The organism is Pannus brasiliensis CCIBt3594 (genome assembly GCF_036688125.1).
GTDB lineage: Bacteria > Cyanobacteriota > Cyanobacteriia > Cyanobacteriales > Microcystaceae > Pannus > Pannus brasiliensis.
Map to the genome: position 1 here is coordinate 1 of NZ_JBAFSM010000008.1, position 18,690 is coordinate 18,690.

Annotated in this window: 19 protein-coding genes; 5 read left to right on the plus strand and 14 right to left on the minus strand. The window is 52.0% G+C overall.

Annotated features, from left to right (window positions below; all coding sequences use genetic code 11):
* Window positions 1-1,370: ShlB/FhaC/HecB family hemolysin secretion/activation protein (locus V0288_RS05305; protein WP_332863994.1), on the plus strand; the 1,370-nt coding region annotated here is incomplete at its 5' end.
* On the opposite strand, the gene tatA is transcribed toward V0288_RS05305, so the two are convergent.
* A complete protein-coding gene (gene tatA / locus V0288_RS05310) occupies window positions 1,367-1,531 on the minus strand; it encodes a twin-arginine translocase TatA/TatE family subunit (protein ID WP_422661904.1) in 165 nt (54 codons plus the stop codon). The genes V0288_RS05305 and tatA overlap by 4 nt on opposite strands.
* 31 nt (window positions 1,532-1,562) lie before the next feature.
* Entirely contained in the window at window positions 1,563-2,015 is a 453-nt protein-coding gene (locus V0288_RS05315) for a DUF29 domain-containing protein (RefSeq protein ID WP_332864102.1), read from the minus strand.
* On the opposite strand from V0288_RS05315, the gene V0288_RS05320 reads away from it, so the two are divergent.
* A complete protein-coding gene (locus tag V0288_RS05320) occupies window positions 1,918-2,187 on the plus strand; it encodes a hypothetical protein (protein WP_332863996.1) in 270 nt (89 codons plus the stop codon). The two genes, V0288_RS05315 and V0288_RS05320, sit on opposite strands and share 98 nt — an antisense overlap.
* A gap of 139 nt (window positions 2,188-2,326) precedes the next feature.
* Here V0288_RS05320 and V0288_RS05325 read toward each other — a convergent pair whose 3' ends face one another.
* From V0288_RS05325 to V0288_RS05335, 3 genes are read right to left on the minus strand one after another with little or no spacing between them, the layout of a single operon-like run.
* The gene (locus V0288_RS05325) at window positions 2,327-2,497 is read right to left on the minus strand and encodes a hypothetical protein (RefSeq protein WP_332863997.1); all 171 of its coding nucleotides are present in this window, start codon (window positions 2,495-2,497) and stop codon (window positions 2,327-2,329) included.
* Window positions 2,473-3,906, minus strand: coding sequence for a bifunctional orotidine-5'-phosphate decarboxylase/orotate phosphoribosyltransferase (locus tag V0288_RS05330; protein WP_332863998.1), 1,434 nt, complete (start codon window positions 3,904-3,906; stop codon window positions 2,473-2,475). Before V0288_RS05330 ends, V0288_RS05325 begins: the two co-directional genes overlap by 25 nt.
* Window positions 3,907-3,939: 33 nt before the next feature.
* Entirely contained in the window at window positions 3,940-4,923 is a 984-nt protein-coding gene (locus V0288_RS05335) for a CHAD domain-containing protein (RefSeq protein ID WP_332863999.1), read from the minus strand.
* A gap of 123 nt (window positions 4,924-5,046) precedes the next feature.
* Between V0288_RS05335 and V0288_RS05340 the strand changes: the two genes are divergently transcribed.
* A complete protein-coding gene (locus V0288_RS05340) occupies window positions 5,047-6,573 on the plus strand; it encodes a glycine betaine ABC transporter substrate-binding protein (protein WP_332864000.1) in 1,527 nt (508 codons plus the stop codon).
* Between the two features lie 83 nt (window positions 6,574-6,656).
* Here V0288_RS05340 and V0288_RS05345 read toward each other — a convergent pair whose 3' ends face one another.
* The 3 genes from V0288_RS05345 to V0288_RS05355 all read right to left on the minus strand — a co-directional run bounded on the left by V0288_RS05345 (window position 6,657) and on the right by V0288_RS05355 (window position 9,647).
* On the minus strand, window positions 6,657-7,415 hold the full coding sequence (locus V0288_RS05345) for a class I SAM-dependent DNA methyltransferase (protein ID WP_332864001.1): 759 nt from the start codon (window positions 7,413-7,415) through the stop codon (window positions 6,657-6,659).
* 9 nt (window positions 7,416-7,424) lie between these two features.
* Complete coding sequence (locus tag V0288_RS05350) at window positions 7,425-8,174, minus strand: class I SAM-dependent methyltransferase (protein WP_332864002.1); 750 nt, start codon at window positions 8,172-8,174, stop codon at window positions 7,425-7,427.
* 345 nt (window positions 8,175-8,519) lie between these two features.
* Window positions 8,520-9,647, minus strand: coding sequence for a DegT/DnrJ/EryC1/StrS family aminotransferase (locus V0288_RS05355; protein ID WP_332864003.1), 1,128 nt, complete (start codon window positions 9,645-9,647; stop codon window positions 8,520-8,522).
* 622 nt (window positions 9,648-10,269) lie between these two features.
* Between V0288_RS05355 and V0288_RS05360 the strand changes: the two genes are divergently transcribed.
* On the plus strand, window positions 10,270-11,508 hold the full coding sequence (locus V0288_RS05360) for an FGGY-family carbohydrate kinase (RefSeq protein WP_332864004.1): 1,239 nt from the start codon (window positions 10,270-10,272) through the stop codon (window positions 11,506-11,508).
* Here V0288_RS05360 and V0288_RS05365 read toward each other — a convergent pair.
* The 3 genes from V0288_RS05365 to V0288_RS05375 all read right to left on the minus strand — a co-directional run bounded on the left by V0288_RS05365 (window position 11,505) and on the right by V0288_RS05375 (window position 14,978).
* Window positions 11,505-11,693 carry a hypothetical protein gene (locus tag V0288_RS05365; RefSeq protein ID WP_332864005.1) on the minus strand — a complete coding sequence of 63 codons (189 nt, stop codon included), beginning with the start codon at window positions 11,691-11,693 and terminating at the stop codon, window positions 11,505-11,507. The genes V0288_RS05360 and V0288_RS05365 overlap by 4 nt on opposite strands.
* 106 nt (window positions 11,694-11,799) lie before the next feature.
* Window positions 11,800-14,133, minus strand: coding sequence for a glycoside hydrolase family 31 protein (locus V0288_RS05370; protein WP_332864006.1), 2,334 nt, complete (start codon window positions 14,131-14,133; stop codon window positions 11,800-11,802).
* A gap of 8 nt (window positions 14,134-14,141) precedes the next feature.
* Complete coding sequence (locus V0288_RS05375) at window positions 14,142-14,978, minus strand: SDR family oxidoreductase (protein ID WP_332864007.1); 837 nt, start codon at window positions 14,976-14,978, stop codon at window positions 14,142-14,144.
* Window positions 14,979-15,057: 79 nt separating this feature from the next.
* Here V0288_RS05375 and V0288_RS05380 point away from each other — a divergent pair, with 79 nt between their 5' ends.
* On the plus strand, window positions 15,058-16,452 hold the full coding sequence (locus V0288_RS05380; protein WP_332864008.1) for a serine/threonine protein kinase: 1,395 nt from the start codon (window positions 15,058-15,060) through the stop codon (window positions 16,450-16,452).
* Window positions 16,453-16,784: 332 nt separating this feature from the next.
* Here the strand turns inward: V0288_RS05380 and V0288_RS05385 are convergent, their stop codons facing one another.
* The 3 genes from V0288_RS05385 to V0288_RS05395 form a co-directional block, all read right to left on the minus strand.
* Window positions 16,785-17,834 carry an AI-2E family transporter gene (locus tag V0288_RS05385; protein ID WP_332864010.1) on the minus strand — a complete coding sequence of 350 codons (1,050 nt, stop codon included), beginning with the start codon at window positions 17,832-17,834 and terminating at the stop codon, window positions 16,785-16,787.
* A gap of 17 nt (window positions 17,835-17,851) precedes the next feature.
* Window positions 17,852-18,034 carry a hypothetical protein gene (locus tag V0288_RS05390; protein ID WP_332864011.1) on the minus strand — a complete coding sequence of 61 codons (183 nt, stop codon included), beginning with the start codon at window positions 18,032-18,034 and terminating at the stop codon, window positions 17,852-17,854.
* Window positions 18,035-18,144: 110 nt separating this feature from the next.
* Window positions 18,145-18,684, minus strand: a complete 540-nt coding sequence (locus tag V0288_RS05395) for a response regulator (RefSeq protein ID WP_332864012.1) — start codon at window positions 18,682-18,684, stop codon at window positions 18,145-18,147.
* Between the last annotated feature and the right edge of the window lie 6 nt (window positions 18,685-18,690).

An 18,690-nucleotide genomic window follows, 5' to 3' on the forward strand; every position in this document is an offset into this window, starting at 1 on the left:
CGATTACCAAGCTGTACGTGGATAACGGCTACATCACCTCGGGCGCGTTTATCCCCCCGCAGACGATCGAGAACGGTACGGTGAAAATTAAAATTGTCGAGGGCAGTCTGGAGGATATCCGGGTCACGGTACGGGGAAGACTCAACCCCGCGTATGTCCGGGGTCGGATCGCCATCGCCACGGGAAAACCGCTCAATCTTAACCGTCTGCTGGAAGCGCTACAGGTTCTCCGGCTCGATCCCGTCATTTCCCGACTTTCCGCCGAGTTAGCCGCCGGGACGCGACCGGGGACGAATCTCCTCGATGTGACGGTGGAGGTGGCCGACACGTTGACGGGTTCGGTGATTCTCGATAACGGTCGATCGCCCGCGGTGGGCGGTTTCCGCCGGGGGGTACAGATCGAGGAGGGAAATCTGACCGGGAACGGCGATCGAGTCCGGGCCTGGTATCTGAATACCGACGGGAGTAACGATTGGGATATTTCCTACACGCTACCGGTCAACGCCCACGACGGCACGATCGGCATCGAGTACCGGAACGTGTCTAGCGACGTGATCCAGTCCCCCCTGGACCGGTTGGATATCGCCTCGGACTATCAGGACGCGGTTCTTTCCTACCGTCAGCCGGTCACTCGGAGTCCGGACGGGGAACTCGCGTTCGGGGCTACTTTTGAATACCAGAGAAGTCAGGGTTGGTTTCTCGGGGGGCGGCCGTTCGTCGCCTACGGAACCGATAATGACGGGGTAACGAGTGTTTCCGCCCTGCGCTTTTTCCAGGAATGGACGGGGCGCGGCCGGCAGGACGTGGTGTTCTTGCGATCGGAGTTCAGTTTCGGGTTAGATATTTTCGGCGCGACGACTCCTTTCGATAGTTCGGTTAACGCCAACGCCCCGAAACCGGATTATTTCCTCTGGCGAGGTCAGGGGCAGTGGGTGCATCAATTCGCCCCGGATACCCTTTTTATCTTCCGGGGTAATCTCCAGATCGCTAACGATTCCGTGGTTTCCCTGGAACAGTTCGCACTGGGGGGACTCTACAGTGTCCGCGGCTACCAGCAGAATTATTTATTAAGCGATAACGGGGCTTTCGCGTCCGCGGAGTTCCGTCTGCCGATTTTCCGCGCCCCCCGACAACAGCAATTAGTCCAGCTTGTTCCCTTCCTGGATTCGGGCATCGCCTGGAACGCTTACGGGGTGGAGAATCCCGATCCGGGGGCGATCGTGTCGGTGGGACTCGGTTTGAACTGGCAGTGGGGAAAATACGTGAACGCCCGCGTGGATTGGGGCTACCCGCTGATCCGCCGGGGTTCCCTTGACGAGACCTGGCAAAATAGCGGGTTTTCCTTTTCCGTGATTATTAGTCCGTTTTAAGTATCCTCGTTCGTTTCGTCGCGCTCGGCTTTGACTTCTTCTTTAAAACCTCGAAGGGTTTTTCCCAGCGTGGCACCGATCTCGGGGATTTTTTTCGGCCCGAAGATCAGTAGGACGACAACCCCGATAATCGCCACTTCCGGCCAACCCAGTCCGAACATACTCGCTCTCTTGAATGCTTCGCCTCTCATTTTACCCCGGCGCATCCGGCGGGAAGTCGGGATCGATCGCTTCTTCTAGGGTAAAGGGAGCGGACTCGGGAAAAATGTCGGGGGAGAGTCGGTACTTTCTCCGCGTATCCTCTAGCGCGTTGCGGTAACAATCGGGGAAAACTTCCTGGAAAAACGGCCGGAGAGGGGGACTATCTTCGAGACATAGCTGAATCTGTCTTCGCTGTTCGACGATCGTGCCGTACCAACCTCTAGCATTATCCTCTCTCTCCGCGTTCCAGTATAAAAGCTTGAGAAGGTGTTCGATCAGGAGAATTAAGCGGCTTTTTAGTTCTTTTCTCTCGCTTTTTCGCGTAGAATCCAATTCTTCGAGCAAATTGTCCCAATCTACCGCGTCAAAACGGCGCTCCGCGATCGCCCGCGCGGTACTCTGTAACCAGAGAGCGAAGTCTCTCTCGTATAAAGTTCGATCGATCGCGCTTCGGGATTCGGCTACCCTAGATCTCTCGTGGAATGCAAAAATTGTCGTGTGGTTAGGGAGACAGGAGTCAGGAGACGGGAGACGGAGACAGGAGACGGGAGACGGAGACAGGAGACAGGAGACAGGAGACAGGAGACAGGAGAGAATTTTCAGGATAAAGACTTGATTTTCAACTTTTTCGCTTTACGGGAATGGTTGTTCAGGGCGATCGAGTCTTCCCGAATATCTCGCGGTATCAAAAAATCGCGGGGCTTCTTCATTACCGATCTATATTTTGAGAGAATAAAATCGAGAAGAATTGAAATTTAAACGGGTAACTCGGTTAGAGGTAGAATTTTCGCCCGGATTATTCTGTATTCTACCTCCTGGCTCCTGACTCCTGACTCCTGACTCCTGTCTCCTGTCTCCTGTCTCCCGTCTCCTGACTCCTGTCTCCTGACTCCTGACCCCGCTAACAAGAACGCTCGATAAAACACCCGTACTGTTCCCCGGTGATCCGGCCGGCTTCGTAGAGGGTTTCGGTGATTTCCGACAGGGTGAGGACGGAATACGCGTGATAACCTCTCTCGCGGAGTTTGTCCTTGACTCCTTTGCCGTGATCGATGAAGACGACGATATCTTGAACGTGTAATCCGGCGGATTCTAGTTTTCCCGCTCCCTCGATGGCACTTTTGCCGGAAATCAGGATATCATCGACGACGACGACGGTTTCCCCAGCCTGAAAATTGCCCTCGATCAATCTTCGCGTGCCGTGGGCTTTCACTTCTTTACGGGGGAAAATCATCGGGCGATCGAGCAGTAAGGAGAGTCCGGTCGCGGTCGGGAGGGAACCGTAGGGAATTCCCGCGATTCTATCGAAAGTAAGATTTTTTAAAATTTCCCCGTAGGATTCGATCACCTGTCCGAATACCCGCGGGTTGGAGATAATCCGTCGCAGATCGATATAGTAGGAAAAGGTTTCCCCGGACGCTTGCACATATTCCCCGAACATCAGACAACCGATGTCGAAGAGTTCCAAAATTAAATCCTGATGGGGATGTTGTTGTAGGAGACAAACATTAGGAGTCCAGAGATCCTCGCGGGTGTTTTCCCGGCTTTTTTCCGCTCGAATCACGTTAATCTCATCGCGGATCGCGCGCGCTCGATCGCCCAGATCGGTTTCTTTTAAAATATCTTGCGGCAGGGGAATTAATAAACCGTCCCCACTCGCGGTTAATCCCGCGCCGATTAACCTCGTGAACTGGCTTCTATCTTCCCAGAGACTGCGGAGAAGGATCAGTCTTTCCGGGGCGATATCTCGAATTCGGGTTAAGACTTCCGGTTTGGTGGTTCCTACTTCTAAAAATACCTGTTCGGGAGTTCCCCAGGTTCTCGCTTCCCGTACCACTTGCAAGTAATAGGGATTCGCGGGATCGGGATATTCCTGTAGGTTAAAAGCGCCCTGATTGGAAGTATGACAGAGAATGAACGCGCCCCGATCGCTATAGACGAGAAACGGCGCGACGTGATCCTGTCCGGGGTAGGGATTGAGCGTTACCGCGTCCACGTTCCATCTTTCAAAAATGGTTTTGGCGAACAGGGTACTGGTGTTGAGATCGCCGTGTTTCGCGTCGAGGATCACGGGGATATCCCTCGGTATTTTCTCGATCGTTCGCGTTAGTAATTCCCAGCCGGCCGCGCCGAGAATCTCGTAGAATCCGAGGGTGGGTTTGTACGCGCAGACGAGCTCTCGGGTTTCCGAGACGATCCATTGTAACCAGTTTTCCAACGCCTCGATCGAGTTCCCCCGAACCGCGGGCATCATCTCCGGGTTCGGATCTAAACCGACGATCAGTAAACTATTCGAGCGCTCGATCGAGTCTTGGAGTTTCCGGTAAAAATTCATCTCGTTTTCGGGTTAAGGAGAGTGGTTAATCTATCAGTTTATCTCGGTTTTATCGAAAACAGGATACAAGATCGCCTCGTGGAGACTCTTGCGCGTATTCGCGTCGAGATACTTTCTCTGTAAGGGTCGCCATTCTAACCATTTCTGATAGCGGTTTTTTTGAAAGATTTCTAATAGAGTCGGCATTTCTCTCGCTAGAGATTTAGGGAAGACTCCCGCGAGAAATTCCGAGAGAATATGACAGTCCTGGATCTCGCCGAGAATTTCTTGAATTTTTTTAATCTCTTCGAGATGTTTTTTATATTGTCCGCCATAAAAGCGAGTGAATAGCTCCATATTATAGCGGGAACGTTTGGCTTCCTTGCGTAACTCGTGCAGGAGAATTCCTTCTTTTTCGAGCAATCGATCGATCGCTTCGGGAGTTCGATCGATCTCGTTTTCCTCTCCCGTTAAATTCACCCCGATCGACCAACCTTCGTGGAGGAGAAAACGGCTCGATTGGGGCAGGAGTAAATCGGGTAAAACGATCTCGATCGCCAGATGACCGATCGGTTGATAGGTGGGCTTTTCTAACCAGTTTTTAAAACCGCGAACGAAAGTATCGTAACTCGGGGATTTTAAAAGGGTGGATACTTCTTCAAAAATCCTCTCCCTACGGCTTTCGAGAACCTTCAAGGCTTCTTTGAGCGACTTCTGTTCTTTTTTCGGTAAAACGGTTTCGTAGTGGGTGGTTAGGGCTTCTTTTAAAACATCTAGATCCCGTAATTGTCCGAGAACTCTAGCGATTTTTCCCACCCGTTCGGGGCGAGTCGCCTTGGACAGTTCGAGCGCGGGAGCGAACCCGGTTAAGGTAGCGCGTAAACGTCTCGTTCCCACGCGCATCTGGTGCAGTTCTTCCGGATCTTCATCCCGTAAAACCCCGGCTTCGTGTTGGAGAATTTTCTGAAAATGTTTCTCGATCGCCACGTAAGCCCAATCCGCCAGGGTTTTCGCCCCGCGCTCGAATTCTCCCTTCATGGTTTCCCTCTGCCCAAGTGATCAGGTCGTTTTCGGTGAATTTTTAAAGTAAGATAAAATTTCATCTTCCCTATTGATTCTAGGCAATAAATTCCCGTTCCGCTATCCCCGCTCCCCTCTCCCATGCTCGAATTCTGGCTGAATAACGCTTCCGAGATCGGTTTTCGGACGATCGAACATCTCCTGCTCACCGGGATGGCGATGGCTATCGGTAGCGCTATCGGTATCCCGTCGGGAATTCTCATCACCCGTCAACCGAACCTAGCGAAACCGATTCTCGCGATCGTTAATACCCTCCAGACGATTCCCAGTCTCGCCCTGTTCGGATTCCTGATTTCCGTTCCTTTTCTGGGCGGTATCGGCAAAATTCCCGCGATTGTAGCTTTAACTCTCTATACATTACTCCCCCTCGTTCAGAATACCTATATCGGTATTTCTAAAGTCGATCGCCAACTGAAAGAATCGGCGGTTTCCCTGGGGATGACGGACTGGCAGATCCTGCGCTACGTGGAACTTCCCCTCGCGACGGGGGTGATTCTCGCGGGGGTGCGGATCGCGACGGTACTCTCGATCGGGATCGCCACGATCGCCGCCGCTATCGGGGGCGGGGGCTTGGGAGTGTTTATATTCCGCGGCATTTCCACGGTAAATAATCAATTAATCCTAGCGGGCGCGATTCCCGCCGCGTTTTTAGCCCTTCTCGCCGATTGGGGACTCGGTTGGCTAGAAAAAGCGTTAACGCCCCCGAACCGGCTGAAAATGCCCTCGAAACGGCGATGGGGACTCGGTTTAGTCGGTTTAGCCCTGCTTTCTTTCCTGTTGACTTTGCTATTTCACGCGTCGCCGGGGGGAACGGTAACGATCGGCTCGAAAAATTTCACGGAAAGCGTCATTTTAGGGGAGATCCTGGCACAATCGATCGAGCGGGAAACGGGGTTAAAAGTCGAGCGGCAGTTCAACCTCGGCGGGACGTTTATCTGTCACGAGGCGGTAAAAGCGGGCAAAATCGACGGTTATATCGAGTATTCGGGAACCGCTTTCACGGGAATCCTCCAGGAAAAACCGATCGCCGATCCGAAAATCGTTTTCCAAAAACTACGCGACACCTATCGGGAGAAATTCGATCTAGAGGTATTCCCCGGACTGGGTTTTGAAAACACTTTCGCCATCGTTATCCGCGGCGATGACGCGCGACGCTACCACCTGAAAACCCTCTCGGAAGTGGCGAAATATACTCCCGACTGGCGCGCGGGTTTCGGCTACGAATTTTTGGAACGGGAGGATGGTTTTCCGGGATTGGCGAAGACTTACGGGTTACGGTTCGCGAGTCCCCCGAAATCGCTGGATCTCGGTTTACTCTACCGCGCTCTCGCCGAAAAACAGGTGGATCTGGTGGCGGGAAATTCTACCGATGGCGTGATCCCGGTGTTGGATCTGGTGATTTTAGAGGACGATAAGCGTTATTTTCCCCCCTACGAGGCGATCCCTATTTTTAACCGGAAAAGCCTAGAAAAATACCCGCGACTACGGCGGGTATTACAAAAAATGGAAGGTAACATTAGCGCTTCGACCATGCAGAAATTGAACTATGAAGTGGATGGTCGTAAGCGTCCCGTCGAGGAAGTAGTGAGGGGATTTTTAGCGAGATAATTTGGGAGGGGGAGATGGGGAAGTTTTCGGGGAAAAGGGAAAAGGCTATTTTTAATATTCTCCTGCCTCCTGACTCCTGCCTCTTAAACTTTGCCGATAAAATAGATCCCCCAAGTATCGAATCCCGCGATGTTCTCGTGCATCCAGAGGGCGCGATCGATTAATTGTAGTCCGGTTCGATCGAACAGATCTTCGAGTTCCCGCTCGAACCAGTATCGCGTCGGATGGATGTTTTGTAGTTCTTCTAGGGCATTCTCGATCTGATAGCGGGTGAATTCTCGATCGAGGCTATCCCCGAAACCCGTCGCGCGATCGAGGAGAATTTCTTCGACCTCTAAACGTTTCACGCGTACCGCGGGTAAATCCGCGAGAACGGGCGGCCCGTACCAACAATCGAAAACGAACGTCCCCTCGGGAGATAGATGTTTTTTAACCGCGGTGAAAATCGCCTGTAAACTTCCCATTTTTAGCGGATAGTTTATCGCGTGAAATAGGGAGAACGCCACGTCGAATCTCTCCTCGAATCGGACAGTAACCGAGCGATCGAACCGCAATTTACGGGCGATTTCTAAAGGAACGGCCTGTAAACGTTCCCTGCCCCGATCGATTCTTTCCGCGTCGCGATCGATGCCGTGAATTCTCTCGTATCCCGATTCCGCGAGAAGGAGCGATCGATAACCGGTTCCGCAGTTTACTTCTAGGATCGATCGAGCGTTCGGCGAGTATTTCCGTAGGAGGGTACGGATAAATCGCGCTTCCCCCGTATAATCTTTATCTTGACACAGCAGATCGTGGTAACGAGCGAAATTATTCACGGTATCCACGGTGAACATCAGCAACATTCCCTTATTTTACAAACGAGTTTTTTGAAAAACTAGATATTTGGATCTCCCCACGTCGAAGTGGTCGTTAAAAAACTCTTCCACTAGCTTGAATCCCGACTGACGGAAAAACTCTAAAACATAATTTTTCCGTAAGAAATAAGGAATATCATAATTGCTATCGATCCACGCTCTTAAAGTTTCATCGTCGAAACATTCTTCGGAAAAAATATCGAACGCGACATATCCCCCCTCTTTAGTCACTCGAACGATCTCCTGGAAATATTGGCAAACGGTTAAAAAAGGGATATAAATAAATACACCATGGGCGAAAACGAGATCGATCGAATAATCCGCCGAATCGTCCAGGGAACGTCCATCCGCGTTCCGAGAGATCAGGTTATACTGTCGCGCCAACCAGTCGGCCCAATCTCGATCGGTCTCGTAACTTTCGTACCGTTCGGGTTGACAGAGTTGGATAATCTTCTCCGCGTGAATCCCCGTTCCCGTTCCGATCTCTAGAACGGTGGTAATCTTGTTATCGAACATTCCGAGTTTTTGGAAACGGTTCACGATCGTCTTCGCGTGGCTTTTCTGGTTCCAGAGCGTTTCTACATAGTCGCTCACGGATATTCCTTTTTTCGATGCCATGTCGATGGTTTCCCGAGCGGAAATATTTCTCGGTTTGTATCGATATACAGACGGGGTTTTCAAGGGAGCGATCGGTAGGGAAAATCCTCGGATCATTTTATTGACGTAGGAGTTTAGGGTAATTTTCATCTGGAAATCTTCCCGTTTTTGGGGTGGTGTACAAGGTAATCAACTCGCGATCTCGGCTATCTTTTTTCGAGTTTCGCGCGAGAGTATCGAGCCAAAATGAGCGTGATAAAAAATCTTGGCGTGTTCATTGCCGCGCTAAAGTATAGCGATCGATTTCGGGAAATCGTTTTTTTTCTAACGAGATCGGCACCAGGGGCGTTCGCTTTCTCCGGGGCGATCGGGTCGATTTTGTCCGATCGATCCCCCCTCGATCGAGATAAACTTCGCGCGGGAGAAACGAGGGGAATCTCTCTACTTTCTTCGCGAGGGTGAGCGTGGATAGCGATTCCCGTCCCGCTCGCATTTCTAGCTAGATAAAATCTGTTGGATTGCCGTCGCGACCTTGACGATCTGTTCGTCTTTTAAAGTGGTGCCGCTAGGAATCTTGAATCCCCGACGGTAGAGCCTTTCGGCCACGGGAAAAGTTTCGCCCGGCGATCCACTCTTTTCTCGAAACTCGGGTTGTTCGTGTACGGGATAGAAAAAGGGTCGGGTCTCGATGCCGCGTTCGACCAATTGTCGCGTCATCTCTCGCGCGTCCAAAGGTACACCGTCCAGTAAAACCAAACCGTAAACGCTATATAAATTCTCCGCTCGATCGGTGCTGGAAATCGGAAGTTGTAAACCGGGAACATCGGCCAGTAGTTCCATGTAAAGCTCTCCGATCCGGCGTTTTCGGGCGATAAATTCTTCTAACCGTTCTAGGTGAGCGAATCCGAGGGCGGCTTGAAAGTTGTTCATCCGCGGATTCCTATCGGTTTCTTCCCCGGACAGGACGGCCGCCGATCGAGCCGACAGATCCCGTAACTGGCGACAGCGCTCGGCCAGGGTCGCGTTATCGGTCACGATGATTCCTCCCTCGCCGGGGGTCACGAGTCGATCGCGATAGAAGCAAAAGGTCGCGATATCGCCGAAACTACCGCAGGGTTGACCCCGATAGGTTTGACCGTGCAGTTCGGCCGCGTCCTCGATCGTCCATAAACCGTATTTTTCCGCCAGTTGTAACACGGGAGTCATCTCGACGGGCCAACCGTAGGTGTGGGTGACGAGAATCGCCCGGGTTTTCGGGGTGATTTTCGCCTCGATCCGGTTCACGTCTAGATTCCAGGTGAGCGGATCGCTATCGATAAACACCAGGATCGCCCCGGTTCTAGCGATCGCCGTCGCGGTGGTCACGCTCGTGAAGGTCGGTAGGATCACTTCATCATCCCGGCCGATACCGAGCGAGGCGATCGCCAGATCGAGAGCCGTGGAACCGTCCCGCACCGCGATCGCGTGATCTCGACCGACCCGAGCGGCGAATTCGGTTTCCAATCGCAGGACGAAGGGCCCCTCGGACGAGAGCCAGGCGCCGAGCGCTTGACTCCTATTTTCTCGCTCTTCGTCTTCTGAAACCGGGCGATCGACTCGATCGGTTCCCTTGCTCGTGTCCATAGTTTCTCTCCGTATCTTCGCTCGATCCGATCGTGAAATTCCCTCTTGATTTATCTTGATAGCATCCTTTTTAGGGTAAATTTTATTCTTTTGAAATCCTCTATATTGGTGGTAACGACACGTCTAACGATACGACAATCTCACTTTTTTTGTCAACATCATTTGTTAAAGCATAAAACAAAAAATCTGTCTAATTTTTTATGAATAATTTTTCCTAATTTTTCTAGATTCTCGCAAGAGATGCGGGTCGATTTTGGACGAAAAAGCTCTTTATAAGCGATTGTTGACGATCTTGAAAACCGAGAGAAAGAATCGCCCGTCCAATTTTTCGATGTTAGCTAGTGGTTTTGTCCAAGTTTTCCTAGAAAGAGATAAGATCGAATTATAATTATAAATTCTATCCCCGAATCCGTCTTTCATCGATTCCCGCGTTCTCGCGTCTGTCGATCAACGTACCGCGAGGCTCCGAAAGGTCGGGAGTGAGCGGATATTCTCGCGGGGAAAAAGCCGGTAACTCCCGCCCGTTTTTTCGAGAGATTCCCCGAACCCGCGTTCGATCGAGCGTGTCGGCGACGGGAATTGCCCTACACTGTAGGGGGAGCGGCGATGGGAGATATACGCGATGGGTTTATTTCTAGGGATCGATTTCGGTACGTCCGGGGCGCGGGCGATAGCGATCGACGATAACGAGACGCTTCGCACCGAAATTTCCCTTCCTTTTACCGATACCGGCGCGGATCGCTGGAAAGAGATACTATTCGCGTTATTGGAGAGTTTACCCCGATCGCTCCGCCTGGAGATAGAGGCGATCGCCATCGACGGCACTTCCTCGACGGTGTTACTGTGCGACGCGTCCGGCAACTCGATCGAGGAACCGATTTTCTACAACGATACTCGGGGAAACGCCGTTTTAGACAGAATTCGGGAAATCGCGCCCGCGGATCATCCCGTTATCAGTTCTACATCGAGTTTAGCCAAACTATTCTGGTATGCCGATCGTCCGTCCTTCCCGCGCGCGGCCTACTTTCTCCATCAAGCGGACTGGTTAGCCTTCCTCCTCCACGGAAAACCGGGGATCAGCGATTACCATAACGCGCTAAAACTGGGCTATGACGTGGAAAATCTATGTTATCCCGACTTCCTGCAAAATTTACCCTTTTTTACCCTACTTCCCCAAGTCCTCGCCCCCGGAACCGTTATCGGTACAGTCACCGCCGAGATCGCCCTTCGTTTCGGACTGAACGCCGACTGTCGGGTATGTACGGGAACCACGGACAGTATCGCGGCGTTTTTAGCCAGCGGCGCGCGTTCCGTGGGTGACGCGGTAACTTCTCTCGGTTCCACGCTGGTTATTAAGCTTTTAAGCGATACCCGCGTGGATTCGGCGAAATACGGCATCTATAGTCATCGCCTCGGGGATTTATGGTTGACGGGGGGCGCGTCGAATACCGGGGGCGCGGTACTGCGTCAGTTTTTCAGCGATGGAGATTTAGCGAGATATAGTCTAGAAATCGACCCCGATCGCGAGAGTACCCTCGATTATTATCCCCTACTCCGGCCGGGCGATCGATTCCCGATTAACGATCCCCTTTTAGCGCCGCGACTGGAACCGCGTCCGGACGACGATATCGAGTTTTTACACGGATTATTAGAAAGTATCGCCAGAATCGAGGCGTTAGGCTATCAAAGGTTACGGGAACTCGGCGCGAGTCCTCTCCAGCGCGTCTATACCGCCGGGGGTGGGGCGAAAAATCCCGCGTGGGGTAAGATTCGCGAGCGTCGTCTCGGGGTTCCCGTCCTGCTATCGAAACAGACAGAAGCGGCCTACGGGAGCGCGTTATTAGCGAGGGAATCGATTTAAAAGGAGTGGACATCGTAAATATCCTCTTCCGGATCGTTCCATTCCGAAAACCCCGTTTCTGCCAGTTTTATCCAGCCTAAAGCCTGTAATTTTTCCGTTAAGTCTTCTAAAAGGGCGACGCGCTCTGGAATCGGCAGTCGATCGACTAGGGATTTAACTTCTTCTAGCTTTGGTCGGGAATTCATATAAATTTACCGATTTTAGCGATATTATGGCTTATCACTTTGATTTTATCCTTACATCATCTCGTTAACCACCGATAACCTTCCCGTCTTACCCGCGAACCCCTCGTTAAAACGTCCATTGTTTCGCTGTCCCGTCATCGAGAAAACGGTGTTCTCCCTTGCCGATGACCTCGATCGAGATCTCGCGCTCCCCCGGATTATACTCGCCACAGCGATCGGAAACCTCGATTACCACTTCTTCCCCCCGCGTGGATACAGAATAGCGCGTTGTCGAATAAATTCCCCGACGATAATCGAAACTATGTCCATCATCCTCGTATAGCGTGAACTCTCCGGTTCCGGGATAAATTCTTACCGTCATAGACGCGGGGATCTCGTCTAAATGCTGACAGACGGGATAGAGAGGGATGATCGCGCCTTCTCTCGCGTAGAGAGGCATTACATCCAACGGGGCGAGCGCGAGAATATAGCGTCCTCCCTCCAATCGTTCCCCCGTCCACCAATCGTACCAGATCCCCTCGGGAAGATAGACCGATCGAGCTTCCCCCCCCGGACGACAAATCGGCGCGGCCATAATAGACGAACCCAACATCACCTGATTGTGTAATTCGTAGACTTTCGGGTTATCGGGGTAGTGATACAACAGGGGACGGAGAATCGGCGCACCGGTCGTGGCCGCTTCTTGGAACAGCGTGTAGAGATAGGGAATCAATCGATAGCGCAGTTCGATATATTTTCGGCAGATAGCCTCGACTTCTTCCCCGTATACCCACGGTTCGCGACGTATGGTTCCCATCGCGGAATGCGCGCGCGCGAGAGGGTAGAGAATGCCCGATTGCATCCATCGGGTGAAAAGTTCCGCGGTGGTGTTACCCGCGAACCCTCCCACGTCGCAACCGACGAACGCGACACCGGATAAGCCCATATTGCAGAGCATGGGTAACGACTGTTCCAGATGTTCCCACGTCGCTTGATTATCGCCCAACCAAACCGATGACCAGCGCTGGATTCCGGCGTAACCCGATCGAGTTAAAATAAACGATCGCTCGTTCTCTCTCTGTCGTTCCATCGCCTCGAAACTCGCCCTCGCCATCAGTAAACCGTAGAGATTATGAGTTTCCGCGTGATTCGCCCGTTCTTTCGGACTTCCCTGACAGGTATCGAGAGGAAACCAGATTTTTTGACCCTTATCCCCGAAGGGTCGATCGGAAAGCGAGGGTTCGTTCATATCGTTCCAGATTCCCGACACTCCCGCGTCCGTTAACACGCGATGCCAATTTCCCCACCAATCGCGGACATCGGGATCGACAAAATCGGGAAAAACCGCCTTATCGGGCCAAACGTAGCCGTGAAATAGCTGTCCCTCCGGTTTACGGATTAAATAATCCTGTTGCAGTGCCTCGTCAAAAACGGCGTAATCCGCTTCCGGTTCGTATTTAATCCCCGGATCGACGATCGTGATAATTTTAAAGCCCTGTTGTCTAATCTCGTTTATTAACCGGTGCGGGTCGGGAAAACGCTTCTGACTCCACGTAAACACCCGAAAACCGTGCATATAGTCGATATCTAGGTGAATCGCGTCACAGGGAATTTGTCGGTCGCGAAACTCGCGGGCGATCGCTCGAACCAGATCCTCGGAATCGTAGCCCCAGCGCGATTGATGGTATCCCAACGCCCACCGGGGAGGTAAGGGCATTTTTCCCGTCAACTCCGCGTAAGTTCGCGTGACCTCAGCGGGATCTCGCCCGTAGATAAGATAGTAATCGAGTTCCGGACTATGGGTTTCCATTCGCCAGTAACCCATTTCCCGGACTCCGAGATCGAAGCGACTCCAGTAGGTACTATTGAGAAAAAGCCCGTAACAGAGAGAGGGACGGAGCGCGATAAAGAACGGGATCGCCTGATACATCTCGTCGGTGAGCGTGTCGTAATCCACCGCGTCCACCGTCCAATTCGTGGCGATCGAACCCAATCGATCGAGCAATCCCGTCCGTTCCCCGAACCCGTAAAAATGTTCCTCCGGTTCGATGACTTTCCATCCCGCCACCGATCCGGCGCGCCATGCCAGTCCCCCCTCCCGATCGCGGGCGAAAGGGCGACCTTGCCCGTCGAAAAACTCGATTTTAACCGGGTTTTTCCAGATATGAACGCTTATCTGTTCGGTATGTAGGCAAAATACTTCCAGACTTTCCTCGAAGGTAAAGGGGATTGTTTCCCATTCCGCGTCATCGCGAGTGACAGCCCACGAGCGACGGGGTAAAAACTCGCCCGTCGGCGCGAAACGCACCCGAACGAGATTTTCCGCCAAAATCGTCACTTTTAGACGGGTATCGCCACAGAGAAGGGTAATCTGGCGATCGTCTGTCTCCACCGAAGTAACGGGAGGGATCGCTTTCCAGGAAGGTTCGATCGTCGGTAACTGTCCGAAATATTGCGGCATAGTTTCCTCTAGCCTTGTAATAACGATTCCGCGCCATCGATCCAGATTTCCGTCCCGGTGATGTGGCTGGAGGCGGGAGAGGCTAGAAAATGGACGAGATGGGCGACTTGAAAGGGACTGGCGGGCTTTTTCCCCGTTAACGGGATATTTCCTTCCGGATACTCGACGGGGATCTCGATCGCTTCTAGATTTATCTGTTCCGTATTTTCGTCGATATTCGTGTCGATCGAACCGGGGCAGATGACATTCACCCGGATTTTATACCGCGCGAGTTCTACCGCCATCATTTTCGTGAAAGCGACCTGTCCCGCTTTACTACACGCGTAAGCGGTCGCGCCCGTATTGCTAAAAACTCGGGTTCCGTTCACCGAGGAAGTGACGATAATCGAGCCTCCCTGACGTTTGAGATAGGGAACGGCATATTTTACGGTTATAAACGTGCTTTTTAGATTTATTTCTAGAGTATTATCCCAATCTTCGGGCGTTAGATCCTCTATACTCGCCCAAACGCCGTTAATCCCCGCGTTGGCGAAAACCACGTCCACCCGTCCCCAACGCGAATCGATCTCCGCGAAAGCCTGGGACATTTCCCCCGGCCGCGAGATCTCCGCGAGGAGCGCGAACGCGTCTCCCCCGTCCTCTTTGATTTTCGCTACCGTTTCCAGATTCTCCTCGAAATCTCGATCGATCGTCGCGATTTTCATGCCCTCTCTCGCCAATAATAGAGCGCTCGCGCGACCGATTCCCGAACCTCCCCCGGTAATCACCGCCACTCGTTCCGTTACCGCCATGATTTCCCCCCCGACTCGTCTACTTTTTAGTATCCCGTCGATCGCTCTTTTCAACCTCTACCGATAGCGAGACTCTTGCGGTTTCCGGAGATGTAATTTAGCGTGGTAGTAAGAGTAGAGAAACCGTGTCGTTATGATGCCAGGACAAGTTATCGGCGATCGATACCAGATTCAAGAGCAGTTAGGCAAGCAAGCGGGACGACGCACTTTTCTCGCGCGCGATCTACAAAGCGATAGTTTAGTCGTCGTGAAAGTTTTAATTTTCAGTCCCGATTTCGAGTGGACGGATCTGAAATTATTTGAACGGGAAGCGGAAACGTTACAACATCTCGACTGTCGATCGATCCCCGAATATCTCGATTATTTCGAGGTGGATACGGACACGTATAAAGGATTCGCCCTCGTGCAGAGTTATATCGAGGCGAAATCTTTAAAAGAACAGGTGGAGGAAGGGAGAAAATTCAGCGAGGCGGATTTACAGGAGTTCACGAAATCGCTACTGGGAATTTTAATCTATTTACACGGTTTGAACCCGCCGATCGTCCATCGGGATATTAAGCCGAGTAATATTCTAGTTAAGGATCGATCGGGCCACAGTATCGGCAATGTCTATCTGATCGATTTCGGATCGGTACAGAATATCGCGCGTCAGGAACAGGCCACGATTACCATTGTCGGAACCTACGGTTATATGCCTCCCGAACAGTTCGGGGGACGGTCCGTTCCCGCGTCGGATCTCTACAGTTTAGGCGCGACAATACTCTATTTAGCCACGGGAATCCAACCCGCGGATCTACCGCAAAAAGACGGAAAAATTCAGTTTGAAAATCTGGTGAATGTAAGTCCGGCTTTCAGTCGGTGGATCGGGAAGGCGATCGAACCGACTTTAGAGAAACGTTTCTCCTCGGCGAAGGAAGCGTTAGACGCTTTAAATACCCTCCACGAGATCGAGGTTTCGTCCAAAATTCAAAAACCCGCGGGTAGTCGTATCGTTCTGAAAAAAAGTAGCGAACAGTTTCAGATTATTCTTCCCCCGGAAGGTTTCACGCCGAAGTTAATTTTTATCGGAACTTTCGCGGTCGGTTGGAATTCTTTTCTCTTGCTTTGGTCGGGGGGAGCGGCGATGATTCCCTTCGGAATTAACTTATTTTTCCTGTTATTTTCCCTACCTTTCTGGGTAGTAGGGTTAGGAATGATCGCGACTATTCTGTATAGTCTACAGGGGTACGCGATCCTGTCGATCGACCCGCGAGAAATTTCCCTCCGCCATCGAATATTCGGTATCGATCTTCCCTATCGAATCAAAATGAATCGGGAAAATATCGATCGGATTCTGCGATCGGATAGTTCCTACACGAGAGATTCCGACGGCGATCGGGTTCACATTCCCCCCGCGTTAACCATCTGGGCCGGAACGAAAGAATTTAAGCTCAGTAGTCAGTTTAAAGATTATCTCACGAAACCGGAACTCGACTGGTTAGCGGCCGAGTTAAGCGAGTGGTTAGGGATGCCGATCTCCCCGAAGTAATCTGTCATTATCGCGATTACCGGAATCGTTCGATCGATCCCCACTTCCTCTTCCCCTCCCCGCTCCCGAAAGCGAAGGTTTCCCCACGTCGAAGCTAGTCCGTAAACTAACGAAATCCTTCTCCCTCGAAACCAATCAAACCAAGAAATATATTCTACCTCGCCCTAGAAACCCCGACTTTTCCCGAGTAAAATCCTTCGGACAACCGAGCGAGGGTTTACTCAACTTTTCCAGGCGACTCACATCCCCTCCGGAAAACTTTCGAGCGTTATTAATCTGGAGAAGGATATGGGTCACTAAGATTAGTCGCGCGGCGAAATCGCCGCCAACGGTTATTCCTCCCGATCGAACCAATTCCAGCGATCGAGAATATCCTCGATCACCGCTTCCCTTAACCAGACGCGACCGACCAGGGACAGGGGAACCGCGAGAAATAGCCCGAGAAAACCGAATAAAGACGCGAAAAACAACTGCGCCAGCAGGAGAAACGCGGGAAACAGATCCAGTTCCCGCACCGAGAGAATCGGTAACGGGGGATGACGATCGAAATACTGGATTAAAAGATATATCCAAAGATAGAGGAATAATACCGCCCACGGTTTCCAGGGATCTTCGAGGAGAGCGATGGTAAAAGGCGGGATCAGACTTAAAAGCGGGCCGAGATTGGGGATAAAGGTGAAAAATCCCGCCAGAACCGCTTGCGAGAAGGCGAGGGGGATGCCGATCAGCGACAGGCCGAGCCAACTCGCGACGGTAGCGATCGTCATGTGAAAGACAATCCCCTTGAGCCAGGCTTTCAGATCCCGATCGCACTGTTTCAGGATCGATCGGACGCGGGGACGGTAGAACGCGGGAAAGAGCCGGATAAACGCCAGCAGATAGGGAGCGGGATCGGCGAGAACCATCAACGCGAGCGCGAGAATCAGCAATAAGCTCAGGAGAACCCCGAGCGAGCCGTAAAACACGCTTAATCCCCGTCCCGCGATCTGGTTGAGCAGGGGTTGTAGTTGGGAGAGGAGGGTATTGAGATCGGGGAAAGTGTCGAGAATCGAGGGATCGAGACGATCGCCCAGGGTTTGGAGTTGACCCCACAATTTCTCGATCCCCCGCGGCAGTAGCGCCATCAACTCTCGGAACTGTCCGGCCAGCGCGGGAACGATCCCCCCGAAAATCCCGATCACACCGAGCAGGAGAGCGGCGGTCGTCGCGAAAAGGGCGATCGAGCGTTTCAGACGGTGGTGCTGTAACCAGGTCACGAGAAGGTTGAGAACGTTTGCCAGCACGATCGCCATAAACGCTAACAGCAGGATCTGTCGGATGTTCCAGAGAACGAACAGACCGATCACCAGGATCACCAAACCGATCGCGTTACCGAGAGTCATGGAATTCGGGAGTGAATTTAGGATGGAAACGATCGCCGCCAGAGAGCGATCGTCAGGACGGTAAACGGCGCGAGGACGAGGCAGATCGCGTTCAACGGGGTAGGAGAAACCGGGAGAAAGGGGGCGAGATATTTGATGGCGACGGAAATCGCCGCCGAAAGAATCAGAATTTTGCCGAGAAAACTCGCTCGATCGATCATGCTAACAGTTCGGGAGGGGGTATTTCTATACTATCGAGATTCGGGGATACATAAAAACGTGACAGCGCTCGGAACGACTGCCACGGTGGAGGAGAAGGGAACAAAAGCGTTTACAGTAACTTTTTCTTGATGAAAGCGACAAGCTGGGACAGTTGTTTTCTCGTCAGGTCCAGATCCGATCGCAGTCGCGCGACCTCCGCCTTGAGAGCCTCGATCTCGTCGGTCGGCCGGCCCTTCCCGGCCGGCGTGACCGTCGGACGCGCGATCGGATGTTTCTTCGCCTTTTCCATCGCCTCCTTGATCGCCTGAAGGAGTTGTTTCTGCTCGAAAGGCTTCTCGATAAAGGAGAAATACTCGAACGGTTCCGGTAATTTCTCGACCACTTCCTCTTTCCGTCCCGACATTAACACCAGCGGGATCGTCTTGAGGTGTTCTTCTTTCTGGATTTCTTGATAGACTTCCCAGCCGCTCATTTTCGGCAGGAGGAAATCGAGCATGATCAGGTTAGGATTCTCCGAACGAATAAGATGATAGCCCTCCAGTCCATCGCGAGCTTCGAGGATTTCCACGTTACCCTCCGGTAACATATCCCTGACCCGCATCCGAATGACCCTACTATCATCGATAACGAGAATTTTATGACTGGACACGATGGA

Coding starts and splice junctions, on each gene's coding strand:
- tatA (WP_422661904.1), bottom strand. CDS start 1,531: ATGTTCGGACTGGGTTGGCCGGAAGTGGCGATTATCGGGGTTGTCGTC.
- V0288_RS05330 (WP_332863998.1), bottom strand. CDS start 3,906: ATGAATTTTTACCGGAAACTCCAAGACTCGATCGAGCGCTCGAATAGT.
- V0288_RS05335 (WP_332863999.1), bottom strand. CDS start 4,923: ATGAAGGGAGAATTCGAGCGCGGGGCGAAAACCCTGGCGGATTGGGCT.
- V0288_RS05340 (WP_332864000.1), top strand. CDS start 5,047: ATGCTCGAATTCTGGCTGAATAACGCTTCCGAGATCGGTTTTCGGACG.
- V0288_RS05345 (WP_332864001.1), bottom strand. CDS start 7,415: ATGTTGCTGATGTTCACCGTGGATACCGTGAATAATTTCGCTCGTTAC.
- V0288_RS05350 (WP_332864002.1), bottom strand. CDS start 8,174: ATGAAAATTACCCTAAACTCCTACGTCAATAAAATGATCCGAGGATTT.
- V0288_RS05355 (WP_332864003.1), bottom strand. CDS start 9,647: ATGGACACGAGCAAGGGAACCGATCGAGTCGATCGCCCGGTTTCAGAA.
- V0288_RS05360 (WP_332864004.1), top strand. CDS start 10,270: ATGGGTTTATTTCTAGGGATCGATTTCGGTACGTCCGGGGCGCGGGCG.
- V0288_RS05365 (WP_332864005.1), bottom strand. CDS start 11,693: ATGAATTCCCGACCAAAGCTAGAAGAAGTTAAATCCCTAGTCGATCGA.
- V0288_RS05370 (WP_332864006.1), bottom strand. CDS start 14,133: ATGCCGCAATATTTCGGACAGTTACCGACGATCGAACCTTCCTGGAAA.
- V0288_RS05380 (WP_332864008.1), top strand. CDS start 15,058: ATGATGCCAGGACAAGTTATCGGCGATCGATACCAGATTCAAGAGCAG.
- V0288_RS05385 (WP_332864010.1), bottom strand. CDS start 17,834: ATGACTCTCGGTAACGCGATCGGTTTGGTGATCCTGGTGATCGGTCTG.
- V0288_RS05390 (WP_332864011.1), bottom strand. CDS start 18,034: ATGATCGATCGAGCGAGTTTTCTCGGCAAAATTCTGATTCTTTCGGCG.